The 23,582-nt window shown below is 62.2% G+C and carries 19 protein-coding genes; 8 read left to right on the top strand and 11 right to left on the bottom strand.

The window, feature by feature from the left end; genetic code table 11:
* Positions 1-2: 2 nt before the first annotated feature.
* Positions 3-1,013, bottom strand: coding sequence for a glycosyltransferase family 2 protein (locus AC6CH0_RS11200; protein WP_498100700.1), 1,011 nt, complete (start codon positions 1,011-1,013; stop codon positions 3-5).
* Positions 1,010-2,080 (bottom strand): glycosyltransferase family 4 protein, encoded by a 1,071-nt coding sequence (locus tag AC6CH0_RS11195; protein ID WP_498100698.1) that lies wholly within the window; start codon positions 2,078-2,080, stop codon positions 1,010-1,012. The genes AC6CH0_RS11200 and AC6CH0_RS11195 overlap by 4 nt, the downstream gene beginning before the upstream one ends.
* A 200-nt stretch (positions 2,081-2,280) precedes the next feature.
* Between AC6CH0_RS11195 and AC6CH0_RS11190 the strand changes: the two genes are divergently transcribed.
* Genes AC6CH0_RS11190 through AC6CH0_RS11175 form a run of 4 tightly spaced genes read left to right on the top strand, consistent with a single transcriptional unit; the run spans position 2,281 to position 5,868 of the window.
* Positions 2,281-3,165, top strand: a complete 885-nt coding sequence (locus tag AC6CH0_RS11190) for a glycosyltransferase family 2 protein (protein ID WP_498100696.1) — start codon at positions 2,281-2,283, stop codon at positions 3,163-3,165.
* Between the two features lie 41 nt (positions 3,166-3,206).
* Positions 3,207-3,938 carry a glycosyltransferase family 2 protein gene (locus AC6CH0_RS11185; RefSeq protein ID WP_498100694.1) on the top strand — a complete coding sequence of 244 codons (732 nt, stop codon included), beginning with the start codon at positions 3,207-3,209 and terminating at the stop codon, positions 3,936-3,938.
* Positions 3,935-4,309, top strand: coding sequence for a DUF2304 domain-containing protein (locus tag AC6CH0_RS11180; RefSeq protein ID WP_498100692.1), 375 nt, complete (start codon positions 3,935-3,937; stop codon positions 4,307-4,309). Before AC6CH0_RS11185 ends, AC6CH0_RS11180 begins: the two co-directional genes overlap by 4 nt.
* A 29-nt stretch (positions 4,310-4,338) precedes the next feature.
* On the top strand, positions 4,339-5,868 hold the full coding sequence (locus AC6CH0_RS11175; protein ID WP_498100690.1) for a DUF2142 domain-containing protein: 1,530 nt from the start codon (positions 4,339-4,341) through the stop codon (positions 5,866-5,868).
* Between the two features lie 27 nt (positions 5,869-5,895).
* On the opposite strand, the gene AC6CH0_RS11170 is transcribed toward AC6CH0_RS11175, so the two are convergent.
* The 6 genes from AC6CH0_RS11170 to AC6CH0_RS11145 form a co-directional block, all read right to left on the bottom strand.
* Positions 5,896-7,137: a polysaccharide biosynthesis protein gene (locus tag AC6CH0_RS11170; RefSeq protein WP_498100688.1), complete on the bottom strand. Its 1,242-nt coding sequence runs from the start codon at positions 7,135-7,137 to the stop codon at positions 5,896-5,898.
* A 6-nt stretch (positions 7,138-7,143) separates the two neighbouring features.
* Positions 7,144-8,205, bottom strand: a complete 1,062-nt coding sequence (locus AC6CH0_RS11165) for an NAD-dependent epimerase/dehydratase family protein (RefSeq protein ID WP_498100686.1) — start codon at positions 8,203-8,205, stop codon at positions 7,144-7,146.
* Between the two features lie 38 nt (positions 8,206-8,243).
* A complete protein-coding gene (locus AC6CH0_RS11160) occupies positions 8,244-9,494 on the bottom strand; it encodes an acyltransferase family protein (protein ID WP_498100684.1) in 1,251 nt (416 codons plus the stop codon).
* A 105-nt stretch (positions 9,495-9,599) separates the two neighbouring features.
* Positions 9,600-10,907: a hypothetical protein gene (locus AC6CH0_RS11155; protein WP_498100682.1), complete on the bottom strand. Its 1,308-nt coding sequence runs from the start codon at positions 10,905-10,907 to the stop codon at positions 9,600-9,602.
* An 89-nt stretch (positions 10,908-10,996) separates the two neighbouring features.
* Complete coding sequence (locus AC6CH0_RS11150; RefSeq protein ID WP_498100680.1) at positions 10,997-13,105, bottom strand: LasA N-terminal domain-containing protein; 2,109 nt, start codon at positions 13,103-13,105, stop codon at positions 10,997-10,999.
* A 96-nt stretch (positions 13,106-13,201) separates the two neighbouring features.
* Positions 13,202-16,081, bottom strand: a complete 2,880-nt coding sequence (locus tag AC6CH0_RS11145; protein WP_498100678.1) for a rhamnosyltransferase WsaF family glycosyltransferase — start codon at positions 16,079-16,081, stop codon at positions 13,202-13,204.
* A gap of 154 nt (positions 16,082-16,235) precedes the next feature.
* Between AC6CH0_RS11145 and AC6CH0_RS11140 the strand changes: the two genes are divergently transcribed.
* Genes AC6CH0_RS11140 through AC6CH0_RS11125 form a run of 4 tightly spaced genes read left to right on the top strand, consistent with a single transcriptional unit; the run spans position 16,236 to position 20,875 of the window.
* Positions 16,236-17,183 (top strand): ABC transporter permease, encoded by a 948-nt coding sequence (locus AC6CH0_RS11140; protein WP_498100676.1) that lies wholly within the window; start codon positions 16,236-16,238, stop codon positions 17,181-17,183.
* A 4-nt stretch (positions 17,184-17,187) separates the two neighbouring features.
* On the top strand, positions 17,188-18,372 hold the full coding sequence (locus AC6CH0_RS11135) for an ABC transporter ATP-binding protein (RefSeq protein ID WP_498100674.1): 1,185 nt from the start codon (positions 17,188-17,190) through the stop codon (positions 18,370-18,372).
* A gap of 29 nt (positions 18,373-18,401) precedes the next feature.
* A complete protein-coding gene (locus tag AC6CH0_RS11130) occupies positions 18,402-19,244 on the top strand; it encodes a glycosyltransferase (RefSeq protein ID WP_498100673.1) in 843 nt (280 codons plus the stop codon).
* The gene (locus AC6CH0_RS11125) at positions 19,169-20,875 is read left to right on the top strand and encodes a DUF2142 domain-containing protein (protein WP_498100671.1); all 1,707 of its coding nucleotides are present in this window, start codon (positions 19,169-19,171) and stop codon (positions 20,873-20,875) included. Before AC6CH0_RS11130 ends, AC6CH0_RS11125 begins: the two co-directional genes overlap by 76 nt.
* Here the strand turns inward: AC6CH0_RS11125 and AC6CH0_RS11120 are convergent.
* The 3 genes from AC6CH0_RS11120 to rfbA form a co-directional block, all read right to left on the bottom strand.
* The gene (locus AC6CH0_RS11120; protein WP_498100669.1) at positions 20,851-21,777 is read right to left on the bottom strand and encodes a glycosyltransferase domain-containing protein; all 927 of its coding nucleotides are present in this window, start codon (positions 21,775-21,777) and stop codon (positions 20,851-20,853) included. The genes AC6CH0_RS11125 and AC6CH0_RS11120 overlap by 25 nt on opposite strands.
* 27 nt (positions 21,778-21,804) lie before the next feature.
* Positions 21,805-22,488 carry a hypothetical protein gene (locus tag AC6CH0_RS11115; protein WP_498100667.1) on the bottom strand — a complete coding sequence of 228 codons (684 nt, stop codon included), beginning with the start codon at positions 22,486-22,488 and terminating at the stop codon, positions 21,805-21,807.
* 232 nt (positions 22,489-22,720) lie between these two features.
* On the bottom strand, positions 22,721-23,581 hold the full coding sequence (gene rfbA, locus AC6CH0_RS11110) for a glucose-1-phosphate thymidylyltransferase RfbA (RefSeq protein WP_498100666.1): 861 nt from the start codon (positions 23,579-23,581) through the stop codon (positions 22,721-22,723).
* Between the last annotated feature and the right edge of the window lies 1 nt (position 23,582).

The raw sequence follows: 23,582 nt of genomic DNA, 5'->3' as shown, positions 1-23,582 counted from the left end.
CGTCAGACTGGTTGCACAAGATCGCGCAATAGATCAGGCAACCCGAGCCCATAGCGAGAGTAGGCGCCGCTGCGCCACTGCCGGAACACCGCACCGATACGCCGCATTCGCGCCGCCGGCAGTGAATCACGCACGCGCTCGTGCTCGAGCTTCGCTCTCGCCGCAAGATCGTTGGCGCCATCGGGAACCAGCTGCGAAATCCGCTCGGCAAGGTCTTCGGCGCGGGCGAACAGTCGCGCATTCCGCGACGTCCGCGGCTCGCGGAGCCGCGCCAGTTTGCCGCCCACTCCGAGCCGTCGGACCCCGATCTGGTTCATGGGGTGTTGACGATAGTCGATGAGTGGCTCTTCGATGATGCCGATTTCACCGATCGCCGCGGCGGTGACGGCGAGCCATTCGTCATGCACCCATGAAGAAGGAAAGGGGGTCGATTGCTCGACAAGGCGGCGGGTGACCATCGAGGTCGCGCCGGTGATGAGATTTCGCTTCAAGAGCGCGTCGAACGCCTTCGAAGATTCGAGTTGTCGCAGTGCGCGAGCATCAACACCCAACGTCTCGAAAAGAGTCGCCTTGAGCGGATCGCCCGACTCATCGACCAGTCTCGCATTGGCGGCCACGAGTTCGAGCGACGGGCGCGCTTCGAATCGCTCGACCGCCCGAGCGATTCGATCGACGTGCCAGAAATCATCCTGATCGCACAGCGCGATGAGCTCACCGGATGCCGCACGCAGCGCCTGTTCGAAGTTGGCCGTGATGCCGAGCGGAGCTTGGTTGCGAAGCACGACGAAGGACGGTACTCGGCGGTGCGTCGATCGCTGTTCATCGACGACCTGCTCGGCGAACTCGACGGTGCCGTCGCTGGATGCGTCGTCTGAGAGCACGATCTCGTGCACCGGCGTCGATTGCGCGATGATGCTCCGCAACTGCTCGGCTATGAACTCTCGGCCGTTTCGAGTTCCGAGCGCGACAGAGATACGGGGGTGGGCTCCTTCGGCGGGCCGTCCAGCGTTCACAGGTTCCGCCTCCGGGCGATTTCAAGCGCGTCCCGATAGGCCTCCACATGTCCTTCGACGCAGGTATCCCAGCTGAACTTCAATGCGTGCTCAACGCCGCGCTGCGACAGCTCAACCCGCCGAGTTCTCGCCTCACGGATGCCGCGCGCGATATCCTCGGGGTCGAGCGGATCGAACAGGATCGCAGCATCGCCGCACACCTCGGGAATCGACCCGGCATTCGAAGCAGCAACAGGACATCCAGACGCCATCGCCTCGAGCGGAGGCAAGCCGAACCCCTCATAGAGACTCGGGAACACGACGACGGCCGCCCGACGGTACAAAGAACGCAGCTCCTCGATCGGAACGATCCCGCGGATGTCGACCCATTCCGGAAGCGGACCGAGCGCCTCGAGGCCGCCACCCGTCAGCACCAAACGGAGATCGGGCTCGGTGCGGCGGAGACGGCGCACCGCCTCAAGCAGTCGCTCGTGGTTCTTATGCGGCCACCCCCGAGCCGGATACAGCAGGAAACTCTCCCGCTCGCCGAGATTCGGCTCGTAGTCCCCTGCGTCGACTCCGAGGGGAACGACGCGAATGCGCTCTTCCGCGATGCCGAGCTGCGAAGTGATTCGCTCGCGCGCAAACTCGCTGATCGTGATGACGACGTCGGCTCGCCGCGCTGGAATCTCGTACGCCAGTCGCCGGAAGAGGCGTTCCGCCCGTGAGAACAGGTGCGGCAGGTCCAAGTGCTGGACGTCATGCACGGTGATCACCTGCGCGAGCCGAGATGGCGGACGAGGAACGGCCACGGTGAAGGGGTAGTGAATCACATCGGCTTCGCCGAGGAAGCGCCGGAGCCGCGGTGACGAACGCCAGGCATTCCAGATCGCGAGGAGACGCCCTCTGGTCGTAGTGCGAGCGACGACTGATGCGACCGCCTGCTCTCGACCACCACTGGTGAAGCCGACCACGTTGCTCGGGAGGAGAGACTCGACGTCGACATCGTTTCGGGCGTCCATACCGGCGACGAGGCGACGTGCGTACGTCTCGCTTCCCCCCATACCGTCGGGCACGAGCGAGAGCATCGATACGACGAGACGCAGGTCTGCGCGCTCGGCACCCGCGATGAGGGAGCCGGGGAGCGTTTCGCGATCTGACATTCTCCCAAGAATACGGGACACGCCGGGCGTCCGAGTGGACCCGCCTCCGGCTCCGAATCGGTGCTCTGATCGGCGTGTGCGAGCATGGAGTATTCCATACCCCTTATGAGCAGGATCTTTCCGCTGTGACCCTCGACATCATGATGCCCTTCTACGGCCGTTTCGACCACTTCAGGGACGCCGTGAACAGCATATTGGCCCAAACTGATACGGATTGGAGACTCGTCGTCGTCGATGATGTATACCCGGATCGTGAGCCTGGCCGGTGGCTGCAGAGCCTCGATGACGACCGCATCACATACATCCGCAACACCGAGAACCTCCGGCCGAGCCGCAACTACAACAAGTGCATCGGCCTGATGCAGAGCGAGTACGCGGTTCTCATGGGTTGCGACGACGTCATGCGGCCGAACTACGTCGCCAGAGTGCGCGACTTGATCGCTCGGAATCCGAACGTCTCGGTCTTCCAACCCGGAGTGGCAGTCATCGATGAGCACGGTCAACCGTCGACGCCGCTCGCCGACCGAGTAAAATCGTTCTATCGCTTCGGCGGACACGGGGTTCGCCGATACGTCGGCGAGCGACTCGCGACGAGCCTGCTCCGCGGAAACTGGACGTACTTCCCCTCTCTCGTCTGGCGAGTCGAGGAACTTCGCGATCAACACTTCCGCACGGACCTGGATGTCGTGCAAGATCTCGCAAAGCTCATGCAGATCACCATGGGCGGGGGGTCGCTTGTGCTCGACGATGTCGTTTGCTTCGACTATCGCCGACACTCCACGAGCGTCTCCGCCGTCACCGGGCCCGACGGTTCGAAGTTCCGCCAGGAGGCGACGCTGTTCGCCGAGACTGCTGCCGCCTGCGATCTGCTTGGCTGGCACCGTGCAGCACGAGCGGCACGCTTCCACCTCACGTCTCGCCTGAATGCACTGACGGAGGTACCCGCGGCCATCCGGACAAAGAACGTCGACGGTCGACGGACCCTCCTGCGTCACGTGTTCGCCAGCTGAACTGCACGTCTCCAATACTCCGCATTGCTAGGATCGCTGCCATGGACTCCTCCCTCGAGCGCACGCTGATTGTGATGCCCGCATTGAACGAAGAGGAGGCGATCGGCGGAGTTCTCGCTGAGGTGGAGTCGAAGTTGCCTGGGATCCACGTGCTCGTCGTCGACGACGGTTCGACTGATCGCACCGCGGAAATCGCACGCTCGAGTGGCGCTCGGGTTCTGACGCTGCCCTACAATCTCGGCGTCGGCGGAGCGATGCGCGCTGGCTTCAAGTACGCACAATTGCACGGGTACCGGAACGTCGTCCAGGTCGATTCCGACGGGCAGCACGACCCAACAGGTGTGCCGACGCTCGTCGCCGAACTCGCGAACTCCGACTTGGTTCTCGGGGCACGGTTCGCAGGCGAGGGAGACTATGCGGTCAGCGGACCACGGAAATGGGCCATGGTCGTCCTCGCAGGCGTCATCAGTCGGCTTGCGAAATCGAAGCTCACAGACACGACGTCGGGGTTCCGAGCAACCGGGCCGCGAGCCGTCGCACTGTTCGCGGAGCATTATCCTGCGGAGTACCTCGGCGACACCGTCGAATCGCTCGTCATCGCAGCCCGATCCGGTTGCGACATCCGTCAGGTCGCGGTCGCGATGCGACCACGAGCCGGTGGCACCCCGTCACAGAACCCGGCGAAGGCCACCGCATATCTCGGGCGGGCGGGAATGGCCCTCCTTATTGCACTGATGCGTCCAAGGGTTCCCCTGACAGAGGTACGCGCATGAGCACTGCCACCTACCTGCTGGGTATTTTCGCAGCACTGCTCACCCTCGGTGTCGTCATCGAGATGCTCCGACGACGACGTCTCCGGGAACGCCACGCCATATGGTGGATCGTCGCCGGTGTTCTCGCACTCCTCGTCGGTGTGTTCCCCCAATTGCTCATCTGGGCTGCCGGTGTCGTCGGCGTCGAAGTCCCGACGAACCTCATCTTCTTCGTCAGCGTCTTCATCCTCTTTCTGGTCTGCATCCAGCACAGCGCCGAGCTCACCGACCTCGAAGACAGGACTCGGATTCTCGCCGAGCAGTCCGCACTCCAAGCTCTCCGGATCGAGGAACTCGAGCGTCAATCGCACGGTCAGAACTCATCAGAGTGAACGCGGCAGGCTCCCGGCAGCGGCCCTGGGTGGTGTTCTCGACGGCTTGGGCGTTCCTCGCATGTTTCACCATCCTCTGGGTGCTCGCCACACCCATGAGTGCCGCGCCGGATGAACCGGCGCACATCATCAAGGCCGCGTCAGTAGTTCGGGGCCAGTTCGTCGGCGAGCCCGGAGATTTCGGGCATGTGGTGCAAGTACCCCGGTACATCGCCGAGTCGCACGCACGCACCTGCTTTGCCTTCCACCCCGAGCGCTCGGCCGCATGCGTCCCCGAGCTCGGCGGCGATCGAGCCGAATCGATCGATGGCACGACCACCGCGGGACTCTACAACCCCTTGTACTACTTGCTCGTAGGCTGGCCCTCGCTCATCTTCTCCGACGACGCGGGCATCATCGCGATGCGTGTTGTCAGTGCCGTGTTGACCTCCGGGCTCCTTGCGGTCTCCTTCATGCTCATTTCTTCGTGGCCCCGGCGCTCGCTGCCCGCACTCGGACTGCTCGCCGCGGTGACACCAATGCTCCTGTTCCTCAGTGCAGTGGTCAATCCGAGCGGCCCTGAAGCGGCCGGCACGCTCGCTGCCGTCGTGGCGGTCGTTTCGATTGTCCTGCATCCCGACCCCGAACGACTTCGAGAGCGCTGTACTGCACTCGCGATCACCGCGACACTCGCGGCCAACATGCGCGGTATCAGTCCGATATGGCTCGCTGTGGCGCTGGCGGCACCACTCGCGCTCATCGAATGGTCGCAGCTCCGAGTCTTGCTTCGGACAACAGCCGTACGACTCGCGGTTTGCACGGTGGCCGTCGCGGCTGTGGTCGGTCTCAGTTGGACGATGCTCAGCAGTTCGCTCGTATCCGCTATCGACGACGGCGCCGCCGACAACCGATTCCCCGGTACAGGCACCAGCCCGATCGTCGGGTTCGGGCGAGTGGTGCTCAACACCCTCGAGTATGCCCGTGGCACCGTCGGAGAGTTCGGCTGGGCAGATACCGTCGCACCGACGAGCATCTTTCTCGTCTGGTCGGTGATCGTCGGCGGACTCGTGGTCGTCGGGGCGGCAGTTCTGCCGCGACGGGCGCGGGTGGTGTACTTCACGATGCTCGGCGGACTGGTATTCCTCCCTGCCTTGATCCAAGCCGCATACGTTAGCCAAGGGGGCTACATTTGGCAGGGTCGATACACCATGCCGATGTTCGCCGCCTTCGTGTTCGTCGTGGCTTCCATGATCGACGATTCCATCGGAACTCGCGTTGGAGCGACCGTTTCACGTCGCCTATTCGCCGTCGTCGTGGCGGGATGGGCTTTCGCGCACGTCGATGCCTTCGTGCATGTCCTGCGTCGCTACGCTCAGGGTCTTCCTGGTTCGTGGAGCGAGTTCTTCCGCTCTCCCGACTGGTCACCGCCCGGAGGAACAGCTTTCATGACTGGCGCGGTCGTCGTTGTCGTCGCTGCGTTTGCAGCATGGGCCTATCGATTCGCTTCGGCTGCACCAGCGAGGGTGGTCGCTCCCTCAAAACCGGCATCCACTCCGAGAGTCCCGGTCTCGCGGACCTGACGTCGACCTGAGAGAGTCGTCGACTGGTCAGACGCTTCTTCCGCTCACGCGGATACCGATGAGGTGAACGGTCAGCCCGGCGAGCGGTCCTGCCCAGAGTGCCGCAATCGTGCGCACTTCTAGCGAAACCGGCAGCAGTAGGGCAGCGATCGTCACCAACGCAGCAGTGACCCAGCCAGCCGTGAAAAGTGAGTGCCGCGCGCGGGACAGCACAAGTGGACCGGTCACGCACAGCGCCCCTATAGCGGCCGACGACCCCACGATCGAAGCGAGGAGCAGGCCCGGCAGAGCGAAAGCGTCACCGAATACGAAACGGAAGATTCCTTCACCCCACAGGAGAAGCGCGACGGCAACTACACCCGTGAGCACGGCGATGGCGGCGATGAAGCGCACAGCGTCGGCCCCAGATGCCTCGTTGTGGGTCTTGAACCGCACGATGAGATAGCTCTGCAGTGCGATGACGACAACCACGATCGGAGCCCTCGTCAGGGTCACTGCGAACACGATGGCAGCGAGTTGCGATGTCTGCGAATCGCCGGTCGCTGCGGCGAGCAGGAGTGGGAAGCCACTCACCAACACCCCGGTCGCAGCCGCTCCTGCAACCGTCTTGGCCGAATTGGAGGCGAGTCCACGCGGAGTGACATCCATTTCGTAACCGTTCACCACCACCCTGCGTGCGAATGGCCAGTGGAGTAACGGCGCGGCGAGGAATGGGATCACCACTGCCCAAGCGATCAGCGTGAGGTCGTCGGTCACGAGCATGGTGCCGACAACGAGGACGAGGCGGATCAGGCCATCGAGGACGACGAGCGTCGCTATGTGGCGCCAAAGCCGGAGTCCATACAGGACACCGGCGTACACGGTGATGATCACGTATGAAGCGACTCCGAATGCGAGAGGCCATACGAGCGTGGACCACGAATCACCGAGCGCAGCCGGTGCCCAGAACACCGACGTGCTCACAATTACGCCCGCCACCACCGCGGCTGCGGTGAGCGCGAACCGACGAGCGTCGGCATCGCGTCGATACGGGACCAGCGAGGATTGCGCCGAAATCGGCCGGGCACTCCGCGACACCTCTTGCTGAATTCCCGATGCGGCGCTCACCAGCAAGTACAGGGCGGACCAGAACACCGCGAAGGGTGCGTACGCGGCAGGCCCGAGGAGTGGGCCGGCGAGTGCGGAAAGAATGTAGCCGGCACCTCCGCCGACAGCGGTCCCGAGAAGCACCCATTTCGCACCGCCTGGGTTGCCCCGAACTTCAGCCACCCATGCTCATAGGGTGGTCTCGATCCACTCCTGAAGCGAGGCCACGCCGCGGCCGACCGACCACTCGGGTCGCCAGTCGAGATGCTTCAGCGTGTCATCGATGCTGCACGACGCGTGGCGCACGTCACCGTCACGGTACGCTCCGTTCACATGTGGGGCCGGGGCCCCGTGATATTCGGCGAGAATGCTTGCAAGCTCGAGGATGGTGGTCGCGTCCCCGGACCCGATGTCGAAGCACGAGTAGTCCGGCTTCGGGGGCGCGACAAGGACCGCCCTGACGGCGCTCGCGACGTCGTCGATGTAGACGAAATCTCGCGTGATCAGGCCGTCCTCATAGACGGGGATCGATTCGCCTCTTCTCGCCATCTGCGAGAACAGGGAGACTATGCCGGTGTACGGGTTGGTGAGCGACTGGCCAGGGCCATAGACGTTTTGAAAACGAAGAACCGTGAGCTTCGACTCTCGTGCGGCGGTCCACGCCGCGAGAATCTGTTCCTGCGCGAGTTTCGTCGCTCCGTAGACGCTGGTCGGTGCGGGCCAAGTCGTGGCCGCCGAACTCGGCAACGGTCGTGCGTCTGGGAAATCCCAACGATGAGCATCGAGTTGGGCGTGCGAACGCTGGCCCGGCCGGAAGACCGTTCCGCCCTCGCGCACCCACTCCCCTTCGCCGTACACCGCGCGCGATCCGCTGAAGACGAAGTGGGTGGGAACGTGGCCGACGCGGCCGAATGCGTCCAGCATCTCCGTCGTGCCGACGACGTTCACGTTCGCGTGCCGTGTCGCCTCGTGCAATGACTGGCCGGTTCCTGTCTCGGCCGCGAGGTGCAGCACAGTATCAGGACGTACGTCGTCAAGGAGAGCCTCCCACGTGTCGCGCTCGGCGACGTCGGCGACAACGAGTTCGGCCGCCTGCGCCAGCGCCGACGGCCGCACGCGATCGGCGTGCACCTGTGGATGGAGGTTATCGACGGCGACCCATCGTTCCGACCGATCGGCGAGCAATTGCGAGACGGTCGTTCCGATGAACCCTGCCCCTCCTGTCACCAGCACAGTTCCCAACTCAGCCACGTTACTCCCTCGAATCAGTGAACAGCGGCCTCGAAAGCCTACCCGAGACTCGGTCCGGTATCGCCAGAGACCCCTGAAGCGTCGGCGCTCGGCTTTCCTCTGCGACGTACGAATTGAGCTCCGCGTTCATACCAGAATCTGACCCCCTTGCCCGGCCCCCAATCCTTGAGTGCAAGAGCATGCTTTTCGGCTGCATGCCAGCTCAGCCACGCACAACCGGCAGTGATGAGGATCGTGATCGCAACCCACGGGGCGTAACCGAGTTTGTACCAACCGAGTGCAGCTGTTGACTGCTGCACCAAGAATCCGTAGACGTACATCCCGTACGAGTAGTCATTCCTCGCCCCGATCCATTGCACTCGCCTCGGCAACGCCGATGCGAGCCAGAGCAGAAGGTACGCGAACGCCGGGTAGCCGATGACGGTCCAGCCACCGAAGCGCAGGGTGACGACCACGACGCACGCAGCCAACGCAGCGAGGCCCGCGGCACTCGGAATCTCTTTCGAATAGAGCGCGATCGACGATCCGATCAGGAAGATGAGTCCAAGCTTCAACGTGTACGGATTTCCGAGCGAAGGGACGATCGACGCAACCGCATTCGGATCTGCGAGCGCAATGATCTCAAGGACGAAGTAGAAGGCAGTGATCGCAACGACAAGTAGCCGAGCACGCTTCAGCACTCCGAAGAGAACGAGGACGGCGATGATCAGGTAACAACCGAACTCGTACGACAGAGTCCACAACGACCCGTTGAACACGCTCATTCCGGTCGACTGCCCGTATGGAGTCGTCAGGAAGATATCGTGGATACCCCACTGCCGGATGGCCAGGTCCGCATTGGCGAGGATGTAGTCCACCGGGCCTCCCGGTCCGAGCGTCCAGTAGTCGGCGAAGCGCCGCCCGCTCGCGAGCCAGAAAGTCGGCCCGACGAGGACCGCAGCAACAACCAGGACCAGCCAGAACGCGGGAAAGATCCGAAGAGTTCGTCGCCAGAGGAACTGGATGACATCCGAGTTCGCCCCGGATTTCGCGATGAGATACCCCGAGATGGCGAAGAATCCGACCACTGCGAACCCGCCGATCGTCTCCTGCCCTCGCGACCAGCCGGCACTCGGGTTCGGCCCGAATCCGCCGAGCGGGAACGCATGGTCGAAGATGACCATCGTCGCGAGTACGAGCCGAATCACGCCGAGCGAGTTTCGATGTCCAGCAAGCGCTGCGCCGATTGACACGCGATCCGCGCGAGCAGCTGTTGCTGTCACGAGGCGTTGTGTCTCAGTGGAGGTCATTGCTTGTGATCACCTTTTCGCGCTCGAGGTGTGTTTCGGATCCCGACCGCACTCGCGACAGCGTGTGCGCCACTCCCCATCATGAGTGAGTCTCATCATCAACCCTCACCAGATCAATGCGACAGCGTATATGACGCCCGCGAATACGACGAGCGGGCCACCGATCCGTCTCGCCGTCTGAAGGAACAGCCCAGCAGTGAGCACGAAAAACGGCAGCAATGTGAGCCCATATCTCTCAGGAAGTGCCACGTAGTACCCCGCAACGAAACGAGTCATGATCGCGAGCACCGGTCCCATCAGCAGAGCGAGGACGAGTGTCGACCCGCCGATGACCCATTCGGCCCGAGATCTGAACTCCGCGGTGACGAGGACGCCGACGATTCCAGAGACACCAAGGATGGTGAGTGTCGTACTGGCCACCCCCGCAGCCGCACCTGCGTCGAGACCTGCAACCCCGATCGAGCCGAGGAACTTGAGCGACTCGGTGACCAGCGCTGAGCTCGTCAACGGATGCCCGCTTTCGAGCGCGACGTCCGCGGCGGTCGGCAAGGCGCTCGCCGATCGGACTGCGAGCCATGCCAACTGAGCGCCGACAGCCGCCACCGCGCCGACGATGATTGCAGCGATGCCCGAGCGAAGTCGGCCTCTGGCACCATGCTCCTCGTGTCTGACGGCCAACACGAACCATACGGCGAGCGCGAGCCCGACGAGCCCCACAGCCGCGATGTTCTGGAGCTTGAAAAGCACGGCCAGCGCAGCTGCCAGCGGGAACCACCACGTCGACAGACGCTGCCTCGCGATCTGGATTCCGACAATCGCCAGCGCAGCGCTCACAGCGAGAGTCGGAGCGTCCGTGCTGACGAAAGTTGTGGCCCAGTAAACTGCCGGACTCGCAACGACGAGCAGGACGAGCCCGAGTGCGACATCGTCTCGTATGCGTGCCAGGCGCATTGCCAGGAACGCGAGAACTGTTCCGAGCGACAGCCAGAACACGCCGACAGCTCGTCCCGCGTCCAACAACGAGACTCCGAACCAGGTCACGGGTTGGGCGAGCACCCACGTGGTGGCGAAGTACGCCGGCGAGTAGATGTCCGCGGCTGTGCGGCCGGCGTAGGGATAGCTGACGTCCTCGTCATGGGCTCCAATATCGCACTGCTCGCCGAACGAGCCGTATCCGATCACACCGCGACACGATATTTCGTTTCGAGCCACCTCGCCGGTCTCATCGCCTTGACGGAGGAACCCCTGAGAACCGACCTTGTCGAGGTAATCGAGGTAGACGTACTCGTCGTAGGCCGACAACGGGAGCTGCCGGAGGACGGTGCTTACGACCAGCAACGCAGAAGCGATGACCAGGATGACTACAGGAAACACGGAGCGAGCTCTTGGAGGGGGCGCCTGCATGAGCTTCACTTCTGATCCGTTCCTTCGCGGTGGTTGGGGCCGGATCCATCGCCGCCAATCGCCGGGCGCACAATCATGTACGCGATTGACTGCGACGCCTAGCCGACTGGAGTCGCGGGCACCGATTCAGGAGCGATCTCCGCCGGCATCCCAATGTCGACCACGCGACAGCCGAGTGACTGATTGTATCCCGAGCCGACGTTGATGCCGTACACGCACACGTTGGTCGGTCCCGGCTTCAGAGCGATCGACTCGAGAAACCCATGCGACGTTCCGTAGGGCGGGTAGGCGCGCTCCACGTCGCCTCGAACCTCGTCCGCGGTGAACGAACCAGCCCACCCGCCATTGGCGTACACGTGAATGGCGACCGGCGACGTCGTGTCGGGATCGATGGCCCAGCCTCGGATCGTGGCAGTTCCGTTCCCTGAGGAGATCCACTCGAAGTTGCCGAACGGCGGTCCGCCGGCGACTTGGATCGTCCGACATCCGAGCGAGGCGTTGTATCCGCCACCGACGTTGATGCCGTAGACGCAGACGTTGTTCGCACCGGGCTTCAGTGCGAATGTCTCGAGGAAGCCATGTCCTGGCCCATAACCCGGGAACGCCCGATCAATATCGGCACGTTCCTGACCTGCTGTGAACGCACCCGCCCACCCGCCGTTCGCATACACATGAATCGCCACGGGCCCCGCGGAGTCAGGGTCAACGACCCAGCCGCGAATGGTGCCGCCACCGGGCGCGGAGGACGCCCACTCCAAGTTTCCAGTGGGGGGACCCGAGGCGGTCGAGACGGTCGCGCATCCGACTGAGGCATCCGATCCCGCGCCCTGATTCACCAGCACGGCGCAGACCTTGCTCGTGCCGACGTTGATCGGCACGCTGATGGAGAAACCGTGATTGTCGCCATATCCCGGGTATGCACGTCCCACATCACGACGGAGTGTGTTCGCGGGATACTCGCCGACGACAGCTTCGTTGATGGACACCCGCACGACGACCGGCGCAGTGGTGTCTGGATCTATCGCCCATCCGGAGAGGTTCGCAGTTCGGTCGACTCGAGCTACCGAGTCGATGCTGCCGACGGGTGAACCAGAGGGCGTACTGAGGGTGCGGCAACCTACCAGCGAGTTGTAACCTGGGCCCACGTTGATTGCATAGAGACACGCCTCGAACGTTCCCGTGCCGATCGGAATGGTGATATCGAACCCGTGTCGTGCCCCGTATGCCGGATATGCGGCCTGCACATCGGGTCGTGACACGTCTGCAGCAAACGCACCGCCCCAATTGCCGTTCACGTAGAGGTGCATCTGAATCGGATCGGTCGTGTCGGGATCGATCATCCAACCCCGGAAATTGGCTGTCGAGACCCCAGCTCGCGCGATCTCGATGTTTCCGAATGGCACATTCGGCACGAGGCCGGTCGGGAACCAGTCGTTGAATAGCCGCCAGAAGTTCCGGTTGCCGTGCGAGCTGCAGGCGTCACCCGTTCCATAGAGATTTGCGAGAGCAGCGGCGTTCGGCTGGTACGGCGTGTAGTTGTAGAGGTTGGCCGTCGCCTGGTTCTTGATCGTCACCACTGTCGAGCCGCACCCCGCATTGGGGTGGAACTGAATCGAGACCGGTCCGATCTTGTACCGGCGGTCGGGAAAGTTGGTGTATTGACGGAACTGCCAAGCTGCCCAGTAGACCTGATTGTAGAACCCGTAGTACGCGGTGTCGCACGGCGCGGTGTCAGGACACGCGTACCCCATCGAGATCTGGTAATCGCCCGATGTCGGCGAAGTATCGGTAATGAGGCTGCGCTCCTTCTGGAGCGTCACCAGGAGCACCTGTGGATTGATGCCGCACGCCTGCGCGACCTTGACGATGATGCGGGCCGCGGACTCAGAGGAGGCCCCCGCATATGGGGCACAGTGGCCCGCCCCCGCCGACGGTCGAGACGTCGTGGCGGTTGTGTAATTCTTCAGACATGGATAACCATTGCCTGCGGCGCAGTTCGGCACTTCTGATTCGAGGAATCGTTGCACCTGTGACTCGTTCATCGATGTCGAATTGAAGAACGATGCATCCGTGATGATGTTTCCCGGATCCCACTGAGCGGCCGTTACCGCCTCAACACTCGTTGTGGGTGTTGCAATGAGGGACGTTGAGACAAGCGCTCCGAACAGAACAGCTGTCAAGAGCCTCCATGCGGATCTACCCCACATCGCGCCACCACCCCGAATTCCATCACGCCGTGAACCAGGCCCCCTGCCCGGTGGTCGCGCCAATCAGATTAGTGGCTCACGCGAACGGCCGCGCCCTCATTCGCGGGGTGTCGAAGCCGCGGTGTTCGCTAGCACCGACTCCGGATCACACATGTAGGAGTAGACGTTCGCAAGCGCCACGTCCCAATCGGCATGAGAACTCTCGATGCTATCCAGCGCACCTGCTGCCAATCTCCGCCGAAGTTCGACATCACGAATAAGCTGATCAAGGCGCGAAACGACGTCGTCAAGTGAGCGCATCGCAAGCAGTGAATTCTCGCCATCCGCGAAGAGCCAGTTGAACCACTTGCTGTCCGGCGCGACCATCGGCACACCGCATGCCATGAGCTCGAGCGGAAGGTATGACGGATGCCGAGAGATCTGGAGCGTCAAGCCGATGTCCGTTTCACGGTACACCGCGCCGGTGGCACGAAAATCCATCAAACCGAGATCAACGAAGTCTGCCGAGGGAGGGAGGTATCGAGCTCCGGCCGCGACGATGCGAACACCATGTCCGTGGCGCTTCTTGATCTCGATCAGGGCCGCGTACGCCAGCTCCCAGCAGTTTCGGAAATGGTCTCGCGCATACACGAAAATCGTCACGGGCTCATCCGGCGACTTCTCACGCCGACCGTCTGCGTGGAACAGGGATCGGTCGACGGCCGGCGCGAAGTAGATCGCCTTGCCGCCGTACGACTCGGTGTAGATGCGATACATGCTTTCCGTGTTGCAAATTGCGTACAGCCCCAACCTGTAGCTCTCCTCCGCCATTGCGAACATGGTGCTTGCGGGGTAGAAGGATGGCTCGTAGTCCTGCATCAGGTAGAACTTTCGCGGGACGTTTCCAGACTTTGCAACGTGCATCGCGGTGAGCCACAACGTAGCAACCGCTGCATCCGCGGCTGGAATCGCAGCCACGGACTCATCGGATCCGTCGTAGAAGTGAAACTCGGACGCGCCGAGGATCGGAAATGCCGCCGCGAGGGCGGACCGGAAGTACTCTCGGTTCGGCTGGGCGAGAACGACGAATCGATTGGTCACACCATGCTCGGCGGCGAGCTTCGCCGCCATTCGGAATGCCGTGTTCAGTCCCCCGAAGAAGGGCATATCGATATCGGGGATGAACCAATTGATCGTCTCGACATTCCGGAAGCCCTCTGTTTCGGCGTGCGTGCGCCGCACGCCATCGACCTGTTCGCGCGACACGGACGCCTGACCGAGCAGGCCAACGGCTTCATCGGAGATCGTCGACTTCTGCTTGACCTCTCCGAAGGTCCTACCGATCCCTGCGAGGGCGAGCTTGACGGGATCAGCGTCGTGTCGGTTGCGGAACTTGGGCCGCGCCGAGAGACGCGAGACATTCGGTGAGACGTAAGGGTCGCCTGACTGCAGCCACGGGTGATACCGCCAATAACTCGCGTAGAAATCCTCGGCCGGGACCGCTGTGCCACGTGTCAACGATTCGTAGTGACGAACCAGATCGAATGGGATGACGACGTTTCGCCGACCATGAATGATCTGATCGAGACCAAGGACGACATCGCTCCCGCAGAGGATGAACCGTTCGTCCAGGCCACCGACCTCGTCGAACAATTCACGACGAATTGCAACGCACGCGCCGGTCACCGCGAGTGTATTTCGGTACCACCCCGTCTGCCCGATGATCGTGCCGCTGTTCGGCGTGAGGCCCGCGAACAGATTGTCTGCGAAACCACCGGGGCCGATCATCACCCCACCGTGCTGAATGAGACCCTCAGCCTGGCGATGCTGGACGCCCACAGTACCCACGCCGTCGCGGGAGAGCATTCCGACCATCTCTGTGAGCCATCGCACGTCGACGATCTCGGTATCGTCGTTCAGCATCACGATGATCTCGCCGTCGGTCGAACGCGCTGCAACGTTGTTGACTCGAGAATAGTTGAAGGGACTCTCGGTCCACCAGTGCACCCTGAGCGGGAAGCCCCAGTCGTTCGACTCGTACCAGCGATCATTCTCATCGCTCTGGCCTCCGTTGTCGATCACGGTGACGTCGAACGACGGGTATGCGGTGCCGGCGAGCGAAGCGAAGAGCCGCCCGAGATTTGCGCGCGAATGTCTCGTCGGGACGACGATTGACACTTTCGGCCATTCGCCAGGCGTGAAGCGAACACGAGCGACGCCATCTTCCAGATCGACCGTCGCGGGCTCACCTGCCGCGCTCAGCACCTGCTCGATCATGGCGATGTCGGCGGCACGAGTCGCGCGTACCGTCGACTCGCGTTCGGTGAGGAGGACGGAATGCACTGACCCGACAGTCCGGTCATCGAGGCCGGCAGTCAAGAGCATCCGCCAGATGCCGGTCCCGTCGAGAACGTCGAGATCTGCGCTGCGCGCCGCGTCTGACCGGATCGCAAAAGCACGTCCGAGATAGTTCGACCCGAGGAGCATCTCGGGCGACCATGCCGGTCGGAAGAATGGATCAACCGGGCGGCCACCTTTTCCCTGGACATCGGAATCGAAACTGATCAAGCGAAGCGCGGGATCGATGCGGTGCGCATGGGCGATCTGCGCAAGTGCGTCTGGTGCGAATCGTGCTCCGGCTTCCACGATGAGGACAAAATCGCCGCCCACACGTGCGAACACGTCGGTCAGTCGCTCACCGCGCTCCGTCATGATCGTCTGCACAGCGACACCCGCTTGTGCGGTGAGGGAGCGACGAGTCCGCTCCACGCTCACCGTGTCGCTTTCGGCAGACACCTCGATCACGACGCTGAAGGACACGCCGACGTCGATGAGACTCGGTCGCACGGCGTACTTCTTCTCCTGCCGACGCCAGGCACTGTACGAGCCCAACCCGATCTCATCTTCCGTGTGATGCACGGGTAGATCGACGACTTCAGCGAACCGATCCTGAGCCGAACGGGCGCTCTGCAGCGAAGCGGCGAGATAGCGACGCACGGGTGACCCAAGTGGAAGAACCCGACGGGCGCCCGAGGCGATGGTCGATTTGATAGATCTCACTCGGTCAAGTCTATGCGAGCGACGCTTGACGGGCGCCTGTCATGCCGCTTGCACAGCTCCTGTGGGGTATTCTCGTACCGGCCAATCGGCCATGCTCTCGTTCAACCCAATTTGGAGGCTCTCCCTGATGCCAAACGCCGGGGGTTCGCTGCCAGAGCGGGAGGCCCGTCTCGAGCAGTTGCCCTGGCATGACGCGGGGGCACCTGTCGGTCTCTTCCGCGGAACGGCCGGTTCCCTCCTCGAGATCTGGAATCGCCGCGAACTGCTGGGCATGCTGACGCGCCGGGAACTCAAAGCACGATACAAAGACAGCACGCTCGGATTCCTCTGGAGTCTCGCACGGCCCTTGACGCAGCTGCTCATCTACTACGTCGTCGTCGGCCAGTTTCTCGGCGCTGCTCGAGCTATCGACAACTTTGCCGTCTATATCTTCGCCGGGCTCACGATCTACACGTTGTTCTCTGAGATCGTCGCATCTGGCACCGGCTCGATCCTTGCGAACGCCGGACTCGTGAAGAAGGTCTATCTGCCGAGGGAGATCTTCCCCCTTGCCTCCATCGGATCCTCATTCTTCAACTTCGGAATTCAACTCATCATCCTGATCGTCGCAGCGGCATTGTCAGGAACGATCGTGGTTGGACCGAACCTCTGGGTCGGCGTCGGATCCGTGCTTCTCATTCTCGTTTACGGCGCAGCGCTCTCGTTGATCCTGTCGGCCGTGAACGTATACCTCCGCGACATCCAATATCTCGTGGAGGTCGTTCTCTTGCTCCTCATGTGGGCCTCCCCGATCGTCTATTCCCTCGCCCAGGTGTCGTCCGTGCTGCCACCGGCCGCGATGGACGCGTTCATCGGCAACCCCATCACACTTTCAGTGCTCGGATTCCAAGCTGCATTCTGGGATCCGGCTGGAATCGGGATCGGACTCGGCGACCTGGCGATGCGCATGGGAATCGCATTGGTCATCGGCGTCATCGGACTTTTCATCGCCCAGAGGGTCTTTGCGAAGCTCCAGGGCAACTTCGCACAGGAGCTCTGATCGTATGGCCGTGCCCATCGTTCGCATCGCCGGCGTCTCGAAGCGCTTCGTGATCCGAAAAGACAACAGCGTCAAGGAGCGGATCGTCAACTTCGGGCGAGGTGCTCAGCACCGCGAAGACTTCTGGGCACTCCGGAACATCGACCTGGAGATCGAGGCCGGCACGACGATCGGCCTGATCGGCCCGAACGGCTCAGGCAAAAGCACCTTGCTGAAAGCGATCGGCGGTATCATTCAGCCCAGTTCCGGAACGATCCAGCGACGTGGACAGATGGCTGCATTGCTCGAGCTCGGCGCCGGGTTCCACCCCGACCTCACGGGCCGGGAGAACGTCTATCTCAACGCCTCGATCCTCGGGTTGACTCGCCAAGACACGGATCGACACTTCGACGACATCGTTGATTTCTCCGGTATCGGGGAGTTCATCGATACTCAGGTCAAGTTCTACTCGAGCGGGATGTATGTGAGGCTCGCGTTCGCTGTCGCCATTCACGCCGATCCAGATCTTCTCCTCGTCGATGAGGTACTCGCTGTCGGCGATGAAGCGTTCCAGCAGAAGTGTCTCGACAAGATCCGTTCGTTCCAGGAAGAGGGACGGACGATTGTTCTCGTCACGCACACGTTGAGCCAGATCACAGATCTGTGCACCAGAGCTGTCGTGCTGGCGAAAGGCAGCGTCGTTTATGACGGCGACCCCGAGGATGCCGTATCCGTCCTGCGCTCCGGCTTCGCTGCCGACGGCACAGCAAAGGCGCCAGCCCCTGCAGCTGGGAACTCGGAGCGCGCGAAGATCGCGGCAGTTCGAGTCGTTGATGACGCGGGGAACGAACGAGGCGCGTTCGCGACAGGCACGGACATCTTCATCGAGGTCGATGTGGAAAGCGAAACACCCGTCTCCGCTTGGGCACTCGGAATTCACGTCGACAACGCGCTGGGCCAGCTCGTGATCGGTGCAACCACCGGCAGCCTGAAGTCCGACCCGACGCAGTCGCTCGATGGTCTGGCAACTGGGCGGTTCGCGCTTCCGAATGTGCAGATCGGCTCCGGTGAGTACGGCGTGACTGTTGCACTGATGGGCACAGATAGGCGCGAACTGCACCGAGCGAACCAGGCCGCACGCTTCAGCATCGAGAAGACCGATCGGTACTGGGGGCCGGTGTCCACCGATATCTCCTTCTCGCTGCGATGACGAGCGGCGACTCTGGGTCAGATGTCGCAATGATCGTGGTCGCCTACGACTCCGATGTCGTGCTGGACCGCCTCTTCCGTTCGCTGGAACGGGCGAGCGCCGTGACTCCACTGGTGGTGATTGCCGACAACGCTCCGAGCCTCGGGAATGCCCAGGCTATTGCTGAAGCGAATGCTGCACGCTATCTCCCTTTGGATCGAAATCCTGGGTACGGCGCCGCCGTGAACACTGCAGCGGCACTCCTGGACGAGGATATTCGATGGATCCTCGTCGCGAATCCCGACATCGAGCTCGGCGAGGGCGCGATCGATCAACTGGTCAGGAGCGCCTCATCAGACAGTTCGATTGGTTCCGTTGGGCCTCGCATCCTGAACGCTGACGGATCCCTGTACCCGTCTGCGCGAGACATCCCTTCCCTGAGGGTGGGCGTGGGTCATGCCTTCTTCGCGAACACCTGGAAGCGAAATCCCTGGTCACGCCAATACTTGGGAAGCTATTCTCCTGATCGACGTGACGTCGGCTGGCTCTCGGGTGCCTGTCTGATGATTCGTCGGGAGTTGTTCGAGCGAGTGGGAGGATTCGACGAGGGGTATTTCATGTACTTCGAGGATGTCGACCTCGGCTGGCGACTCGGTGAACTCGGCTACCGCAATCTGTATGAACCCGCCGCGGTGATCACGCACGCCGGCGCACATGCGACATCGGGTCGCGCTGCAGCAATGATCGACGCGCATCACATGAGCGCCCGGCGATTCGTGTCGATGCGGTATCCGAAGTGGTGGCAGCGACCATTGCGATGGTCACTCGACCTCGGGCTTCAGCTCCGCGCCGCGCGGGCGAAACGCAGGTCTCGCAAGGAGAGCTCGAGCTGACCAGCCGTGCTGGGCATGAACTCACGGCTAGGATCGGGAGCATGCCCACCCGTGACTCTGCTCGGTTTTTTTCGAGCGCCGACGCCGGGCGGGTGCTCAGTCCGACAGTTCGATTGCGGCATGCACGATTTCGGCCGATCAGCGTCTATCTGATCGCTTTCGCAGGACTCCTCCTCTGCTCGCTCGCGTGGTCACTCTCGACGCCGGTCTCGAGCGGACCGGACGAGACCTCACACATGATCCGAGCCGAGTCCGTGGCTCGCGGACAGATTCTGCCCGAGAAGGTCGACTCGCGAGGCGCGGTACTCGCCGCCGTCGCACCTGGCACCGGCATGCTCTGGGATCAGATCTGCTACTACTGGGACCGTACTCTCTCGGCGTCGTGTGCTCCTCCGATCTCCGCCGCACCCGGACCATTGATCGATGGCGCAACGGGAGCAGGCCGGTACAATCCGGTGTATTACGCATTGGTGGGGTGGCCCGCGCTTTTCTGGCCCGGAGAGCTCGGCCTCTATGCGATGAGGATCGTCAGCGCGGTTCTCTGCTCAGCGCTCCTCGCGATCCCGTTCGCTATGGTGACGTCCCTCCGACGCTCGACTGCAGCTGGCCTCGGGTTGATTCTGGGAATCACTCCGATGACCGTGTATCTCAACTCGCTGGTGAATCCGAACGGCCTGGAGGTCTCGGCGGGAGTCGCACTCTTTGCCACGTTGCTGCTGCTCGTGCGTCAACCCGGTTCGCGTTCGATGCCCGCACGAATCGCCCTCGCAGGTCTCTCGCTGTTTCTCCTCATCTCGGCGCGATCGATCTCTCCGCTCTGGGCCGTCCTCATCGTGGCATTCGCACTCTGTTTCGCACCTCGGCGGGCTTGGGCAGTTCTCATCCGAAGCAAGTGGACCTATGTGCTGGCAGCGATCGGTCTGGCATCCTCACTCCTTGCCACGTTGTGGGTGATTCGTCTCGGTCCGATCGAGGCCACGACTCCGTACCCCGGCGCGGGCGACGGACCTTTGAAGGGCGTACTCACGATGATCGCCCGTACGGCGGAGTACGGCCGCGACATGATCGGGCATATCGCTGGAAACGACCTCCCTGAGACGCTCGTCTTCGTGTGGGGAGCACTCATCTTCGCGTGGGTCGGCTTCGCGATCGCAGCGGGTTCGGGAACGGCGCGTTGGGTGACCGCCCTCATTGCGCTCTCGATCGTCGTCGTGCCCGCTCTCATCCAAGGGTTGAGTGTCAGCGAGCTCGGGTACATCTGGCAGGGACGGTACGCACTCGTACTGCTCGCCCCCTTGACGCTTTCGGCAGGCATCGCCTACCAAGTGACCGACGGATCGACGCACCGATATCGACGCGCCATCATCGGTGTCGTGGCGCTTTCACTCATCACCACGATCATCGCGTTCGCGACAGTGCAGAAGTTCTTCGCAGTCGGCGATGCGGCACCCTGGGGAGCCGCACTGACCGACCCGTTGTGGGCCCCCCCACTGCCGAGCTGGATCGCGGTCGGGTTGATCGCCATCGGCGTGTCATTGCAGTGGCTCGCAATCCGAAACGACGGTTCACGACTCGAAATTCCGAGGTATCGCCGCAGGTCAGCCGATCAGCGACGAGGCCGCAGAAACTGAAGGAGTCGACTGATGCGCGAAGTCGCGCGCCAAGAACGGGTCGAACGCATCGAGTTCATTTCATCGTGAGCACGCTTGAGCTCCGACTCGAGCTCCGCAACCATGGACGTATCGGATTCGTGGACCCGGGCGAACTCGTCGTTCTCGTTCTGCAATCGTCCGAGCTCCGAACGGGGAGCACGGATTGCATCCTGAAATCGGCTCTCCTTGATGCCCCACTTTCGATCAACGTGTGCAGGCCACTCATGCAGGCTCGAGCCGAAATTGTCGATCTCGATCGCGTTCACCGGCAATTTCAACTGGCGAAGCACGAAGTTGATCGACAGCTGGTCGCGCCGCGAGTAGCGAAGTACATGATCCATCCACAGCAGCATGGCGTCATCGACCTCGTCGGTTCGACGACGCGCCAGCAATGCAGTCCAATACGGCACCTCATCGAGGGAGCTTTCGTCGAGCGCCAAGTAGTGGAGCATCTGTTCGTACACGCGGGTGGGGTCGTCGTAGCCAACGGCTGCGATCTGGTCGAACTCGGCGATGACCGTTCTGCGGTAGCTGTGACGGGGAAGAGCAAAATCGGTTGCTGACAGCCAATCGTCAAAGATCGCCGAAGGTTGCACACGCAAGTGCACAGTGTTGTCGATCCACAGCGTCTCCTCGAACTCGTGGAGGTCTGCGTGACCGCGGATCTTGAGGTGTCGCGCACTGCGGACGAAGTCCCTGCCGAAACGCGGGGCAACCACACGGATCTCCCAGCTCTCGCTTTCGAGCGTCGGATCGTCGGTGAAGCAGATGAACGGCATCGTATCCAACGCCGCCACCGGTTGTTCGTGCAGAGTCTCGTACCCGCCGAACATCGCCGTATACACGGCTCGACGCGGTGGCTCACCAGTCGTTCGTTTCATTCGTCTTCCTTCTGCTCGCAGACGAAGCTAACAGTCAACACGTGACTGCGGCCAGCGACGTCGGTCCGTTTGAAGCCATTCGTAGAACTGCTCCTTGAGTCGGACGAGAGAGTGCCCTTGATCGTGCTCAGCAAGCACGAATTCGATCGACGTTTCGACCTTTTCCAAGCGCATTCCCATGCGCTTGGAAACATGGCTGGCCCAGCTGTCTTCGAGAAACCCGAACTTCGCGGGCAGCCTCGTGAAAAAGGGTCGATACGCGACCATCGAAATCGGGTACGCCGCGCCCCCAGTGCCGATGTACGTCGCTTCGGCTCCGTCGTCGAGTTCGGTCCTGTCCCAGTATCCCTGTCGCGTGCGAAACGCCCACCAGCCAACGACGGTGCTCGGTGTCGACCGGGCGAGCAATTCAGCGGCGAATGAGCGCGAAACGTTCTGATCGTCGTCGAGTGTGATGAACGGACCCTGGAATCCGGATCGCCAGAGCGAGCGAGCAACGAGGAACCTTGCGATACCGCCGAGATTCACCCGGCTGTCGTACAGTTCGATGCTTTCGAGTGCACCGTTCAACCGCGTGGACTCAATGACTTGGCGGTAGCGATTCCGCTCGTCGAATCGGTTGTTCCAAATGATGAGCCGAAGCGGTGGAGCGTTCTGCTGCATATCGAGCTGACGGATGACGTCGTGCAGACGCTCGGGACGTCGCCACATGCACACGATAACCGGAATCGATCCAGTGCTAGCTCTGCCCGCGCGTGCCGACGGGGTTGGAAGCCTGATCGTCCGCCAGAGGCAGATCACTCGCCACACAACGCGTCGGTTCGCGTCACGAAGCCGACGGTGGCCGCGAGCGAAGCCGTCGATCGTTGGTCCTGCACCGAGCCCGCGAAGGCGGGCGCCGAGCCGGCTCCTCATTGAGCCGATCGTCAACAGCTGATCCACATCAGCCAAGCAGACGGCGAAGGTATCGACCGTAGCCGCTCTTCGTCAGCGGATCGGCCAAGATACCGAGCTGTGCGTCATCGATCCAGCCGGCACGCCACGCGATCTCTTCGATGCAGCCGATCTTGAACCCCTGGCGGTCTTCGATGACGCGAACGTACTCCGACGCCTGCATCATCGATTCGAAGGTGCCGGTGTCGAGCCATGCCGTACCCCGGTCGAGCACCTGCACGTTCAGCGAGCCGTCCTGAAGGTAGCGATCGTTGATCGAGCTGATCTCGAGCTCGCCTCGAGCACTCGGTTCGATCGTCTTGGCGATCTCGACGACGCGATTGTCATAGAAATACAGCCCGGGAACCGCATAGTCGCTCTTCGGTGCTGTCGGCTTCTCTTCGATCGAGATCGCACGGAGTTCGTCATCGAATTCGACGACACCATACGCAGACGGATCGCTGACTTGGTAGGCGAAGATCAAGGCGCCGTCGATCTCCTGATTCTGACGGAGCGCTGATCCGAGACCGGAGCCGTGGAAGATGTTGTCGCCGAGCACGAGAGCGACGCTCTCGTCGCCGATGAACTCCTCGCCAATGATGAACGCCTGCGCGAGACCATCGGGCGACGGCTGTTCTGCGTACTCGAGCCTGAGCCCGAGAGCACTGCCGTCGCCGAAGAGCGCACGGAACTGTGCGTTGTACTCCGGCGTCGTGATGATCAGGATCTCTCGGATTCCCGCCATCATCAGCGTCGACAGCGGGTAGTAGATCATGGGCTTGTCGTAGATCGGCATCAACTGTTTGGAGATGCCCTTGGTGATCGGCCACAACCGGGTTCCCGATCCGCCGGCGAGGATGATTCCGCGCAAG

The organism is Agromyces sp. GQ35, assembly GCF_059758475.1.
The sequence above is the reverse complement of the archived record's forward strand: the minus strand, read 5'-3'. Positions and strand labels throughout refer to the sequence as shown.

Excerpts from the sequence above, each read along its gene's own strand:
- AC6CH0_RS11195 (WP_498100698.1), bottom strand. The coding sequence starts at position 2,080 with ATGCTCTCGCTCGTGCCCGACGGTATGGGGGGAAGCGAGACGTACGCA.
- AC6CH0_RS11185 (WP_498100694.1), top strand. The coding sequence starts at position 3,207 with ATGGACTCCTCCCTCGAGCGCACGCTGATTGTGATGCCCGCATTGAAC.
- AC6CH0_RS11180 (WP_498100692.1), top strand. The coding sequence starts at position 3,935 with ATGAGCACTGCCACCTACCTGCTGGGTATTTTCGCAGCACTGCTCACC.
- AC6CH0_RS11160 (WP_498100684.1), bottom strand. The coding sequence starts at position 9,494 with ATGACCTCCACTGAGACACAACGCCTCGTGACAGCAACAGCTGCTCGC.
- AC6CH0_RS11150 (WP_498100680.1), bottom strand. The coding sequence starts at position 13,105 with ATGTGGGGTAGATCCGCATGGAGGCTCTTGACAGCTGTTCTGTTCGGA.
- AC6CH0_RS11140 (WP_498100676.1), top strand. The coding sequence starts at position 16,236 with ATGCTCTCGTTCAACCCAATTTGGAGGCTCTCCCTGATGCCAAACGCC.
- AC6CH0_RS11135 (WP_498100674.1), top strand. The coding sequence starts at position 17,188 with ATGGCCGTGCCCATCGTTCGCATCGCCGGCGTCTCGAAGCGCTTCGTG.
- AC6CH0_RS11130 (WP_498100673.1), top strand. The coding sequence starts at position 18,402 with ATGATCGTGGTCGCCTACGACTCCGATGTCGTGCTGGACCGCCTCTTC.
- AC6CH0_RS11125 (WP_498100671.1), top strand. The coding sequence starts at position 19,169 with ATGGTCACTCGACCTCGGGCTTCAGCTCCGCGCCGCGCGGGCGAAACG.
- AC6CH0_RS11120 (WP_498100669.1), bottom strand. The coding sequence starts at position 21,777 with ATGAAACGAACGACTGGTGAGCCACCGCGTCGAGCCGTGTATACGGCG.
- AC6CH0_RS11115 (WP_498100667.1), bottom strand. The coding sequence starts at position 22,488 with ATGTGGCGACGTCCCGAGCGTCTGCACGACGTCATCCGTCAGCTCGAT.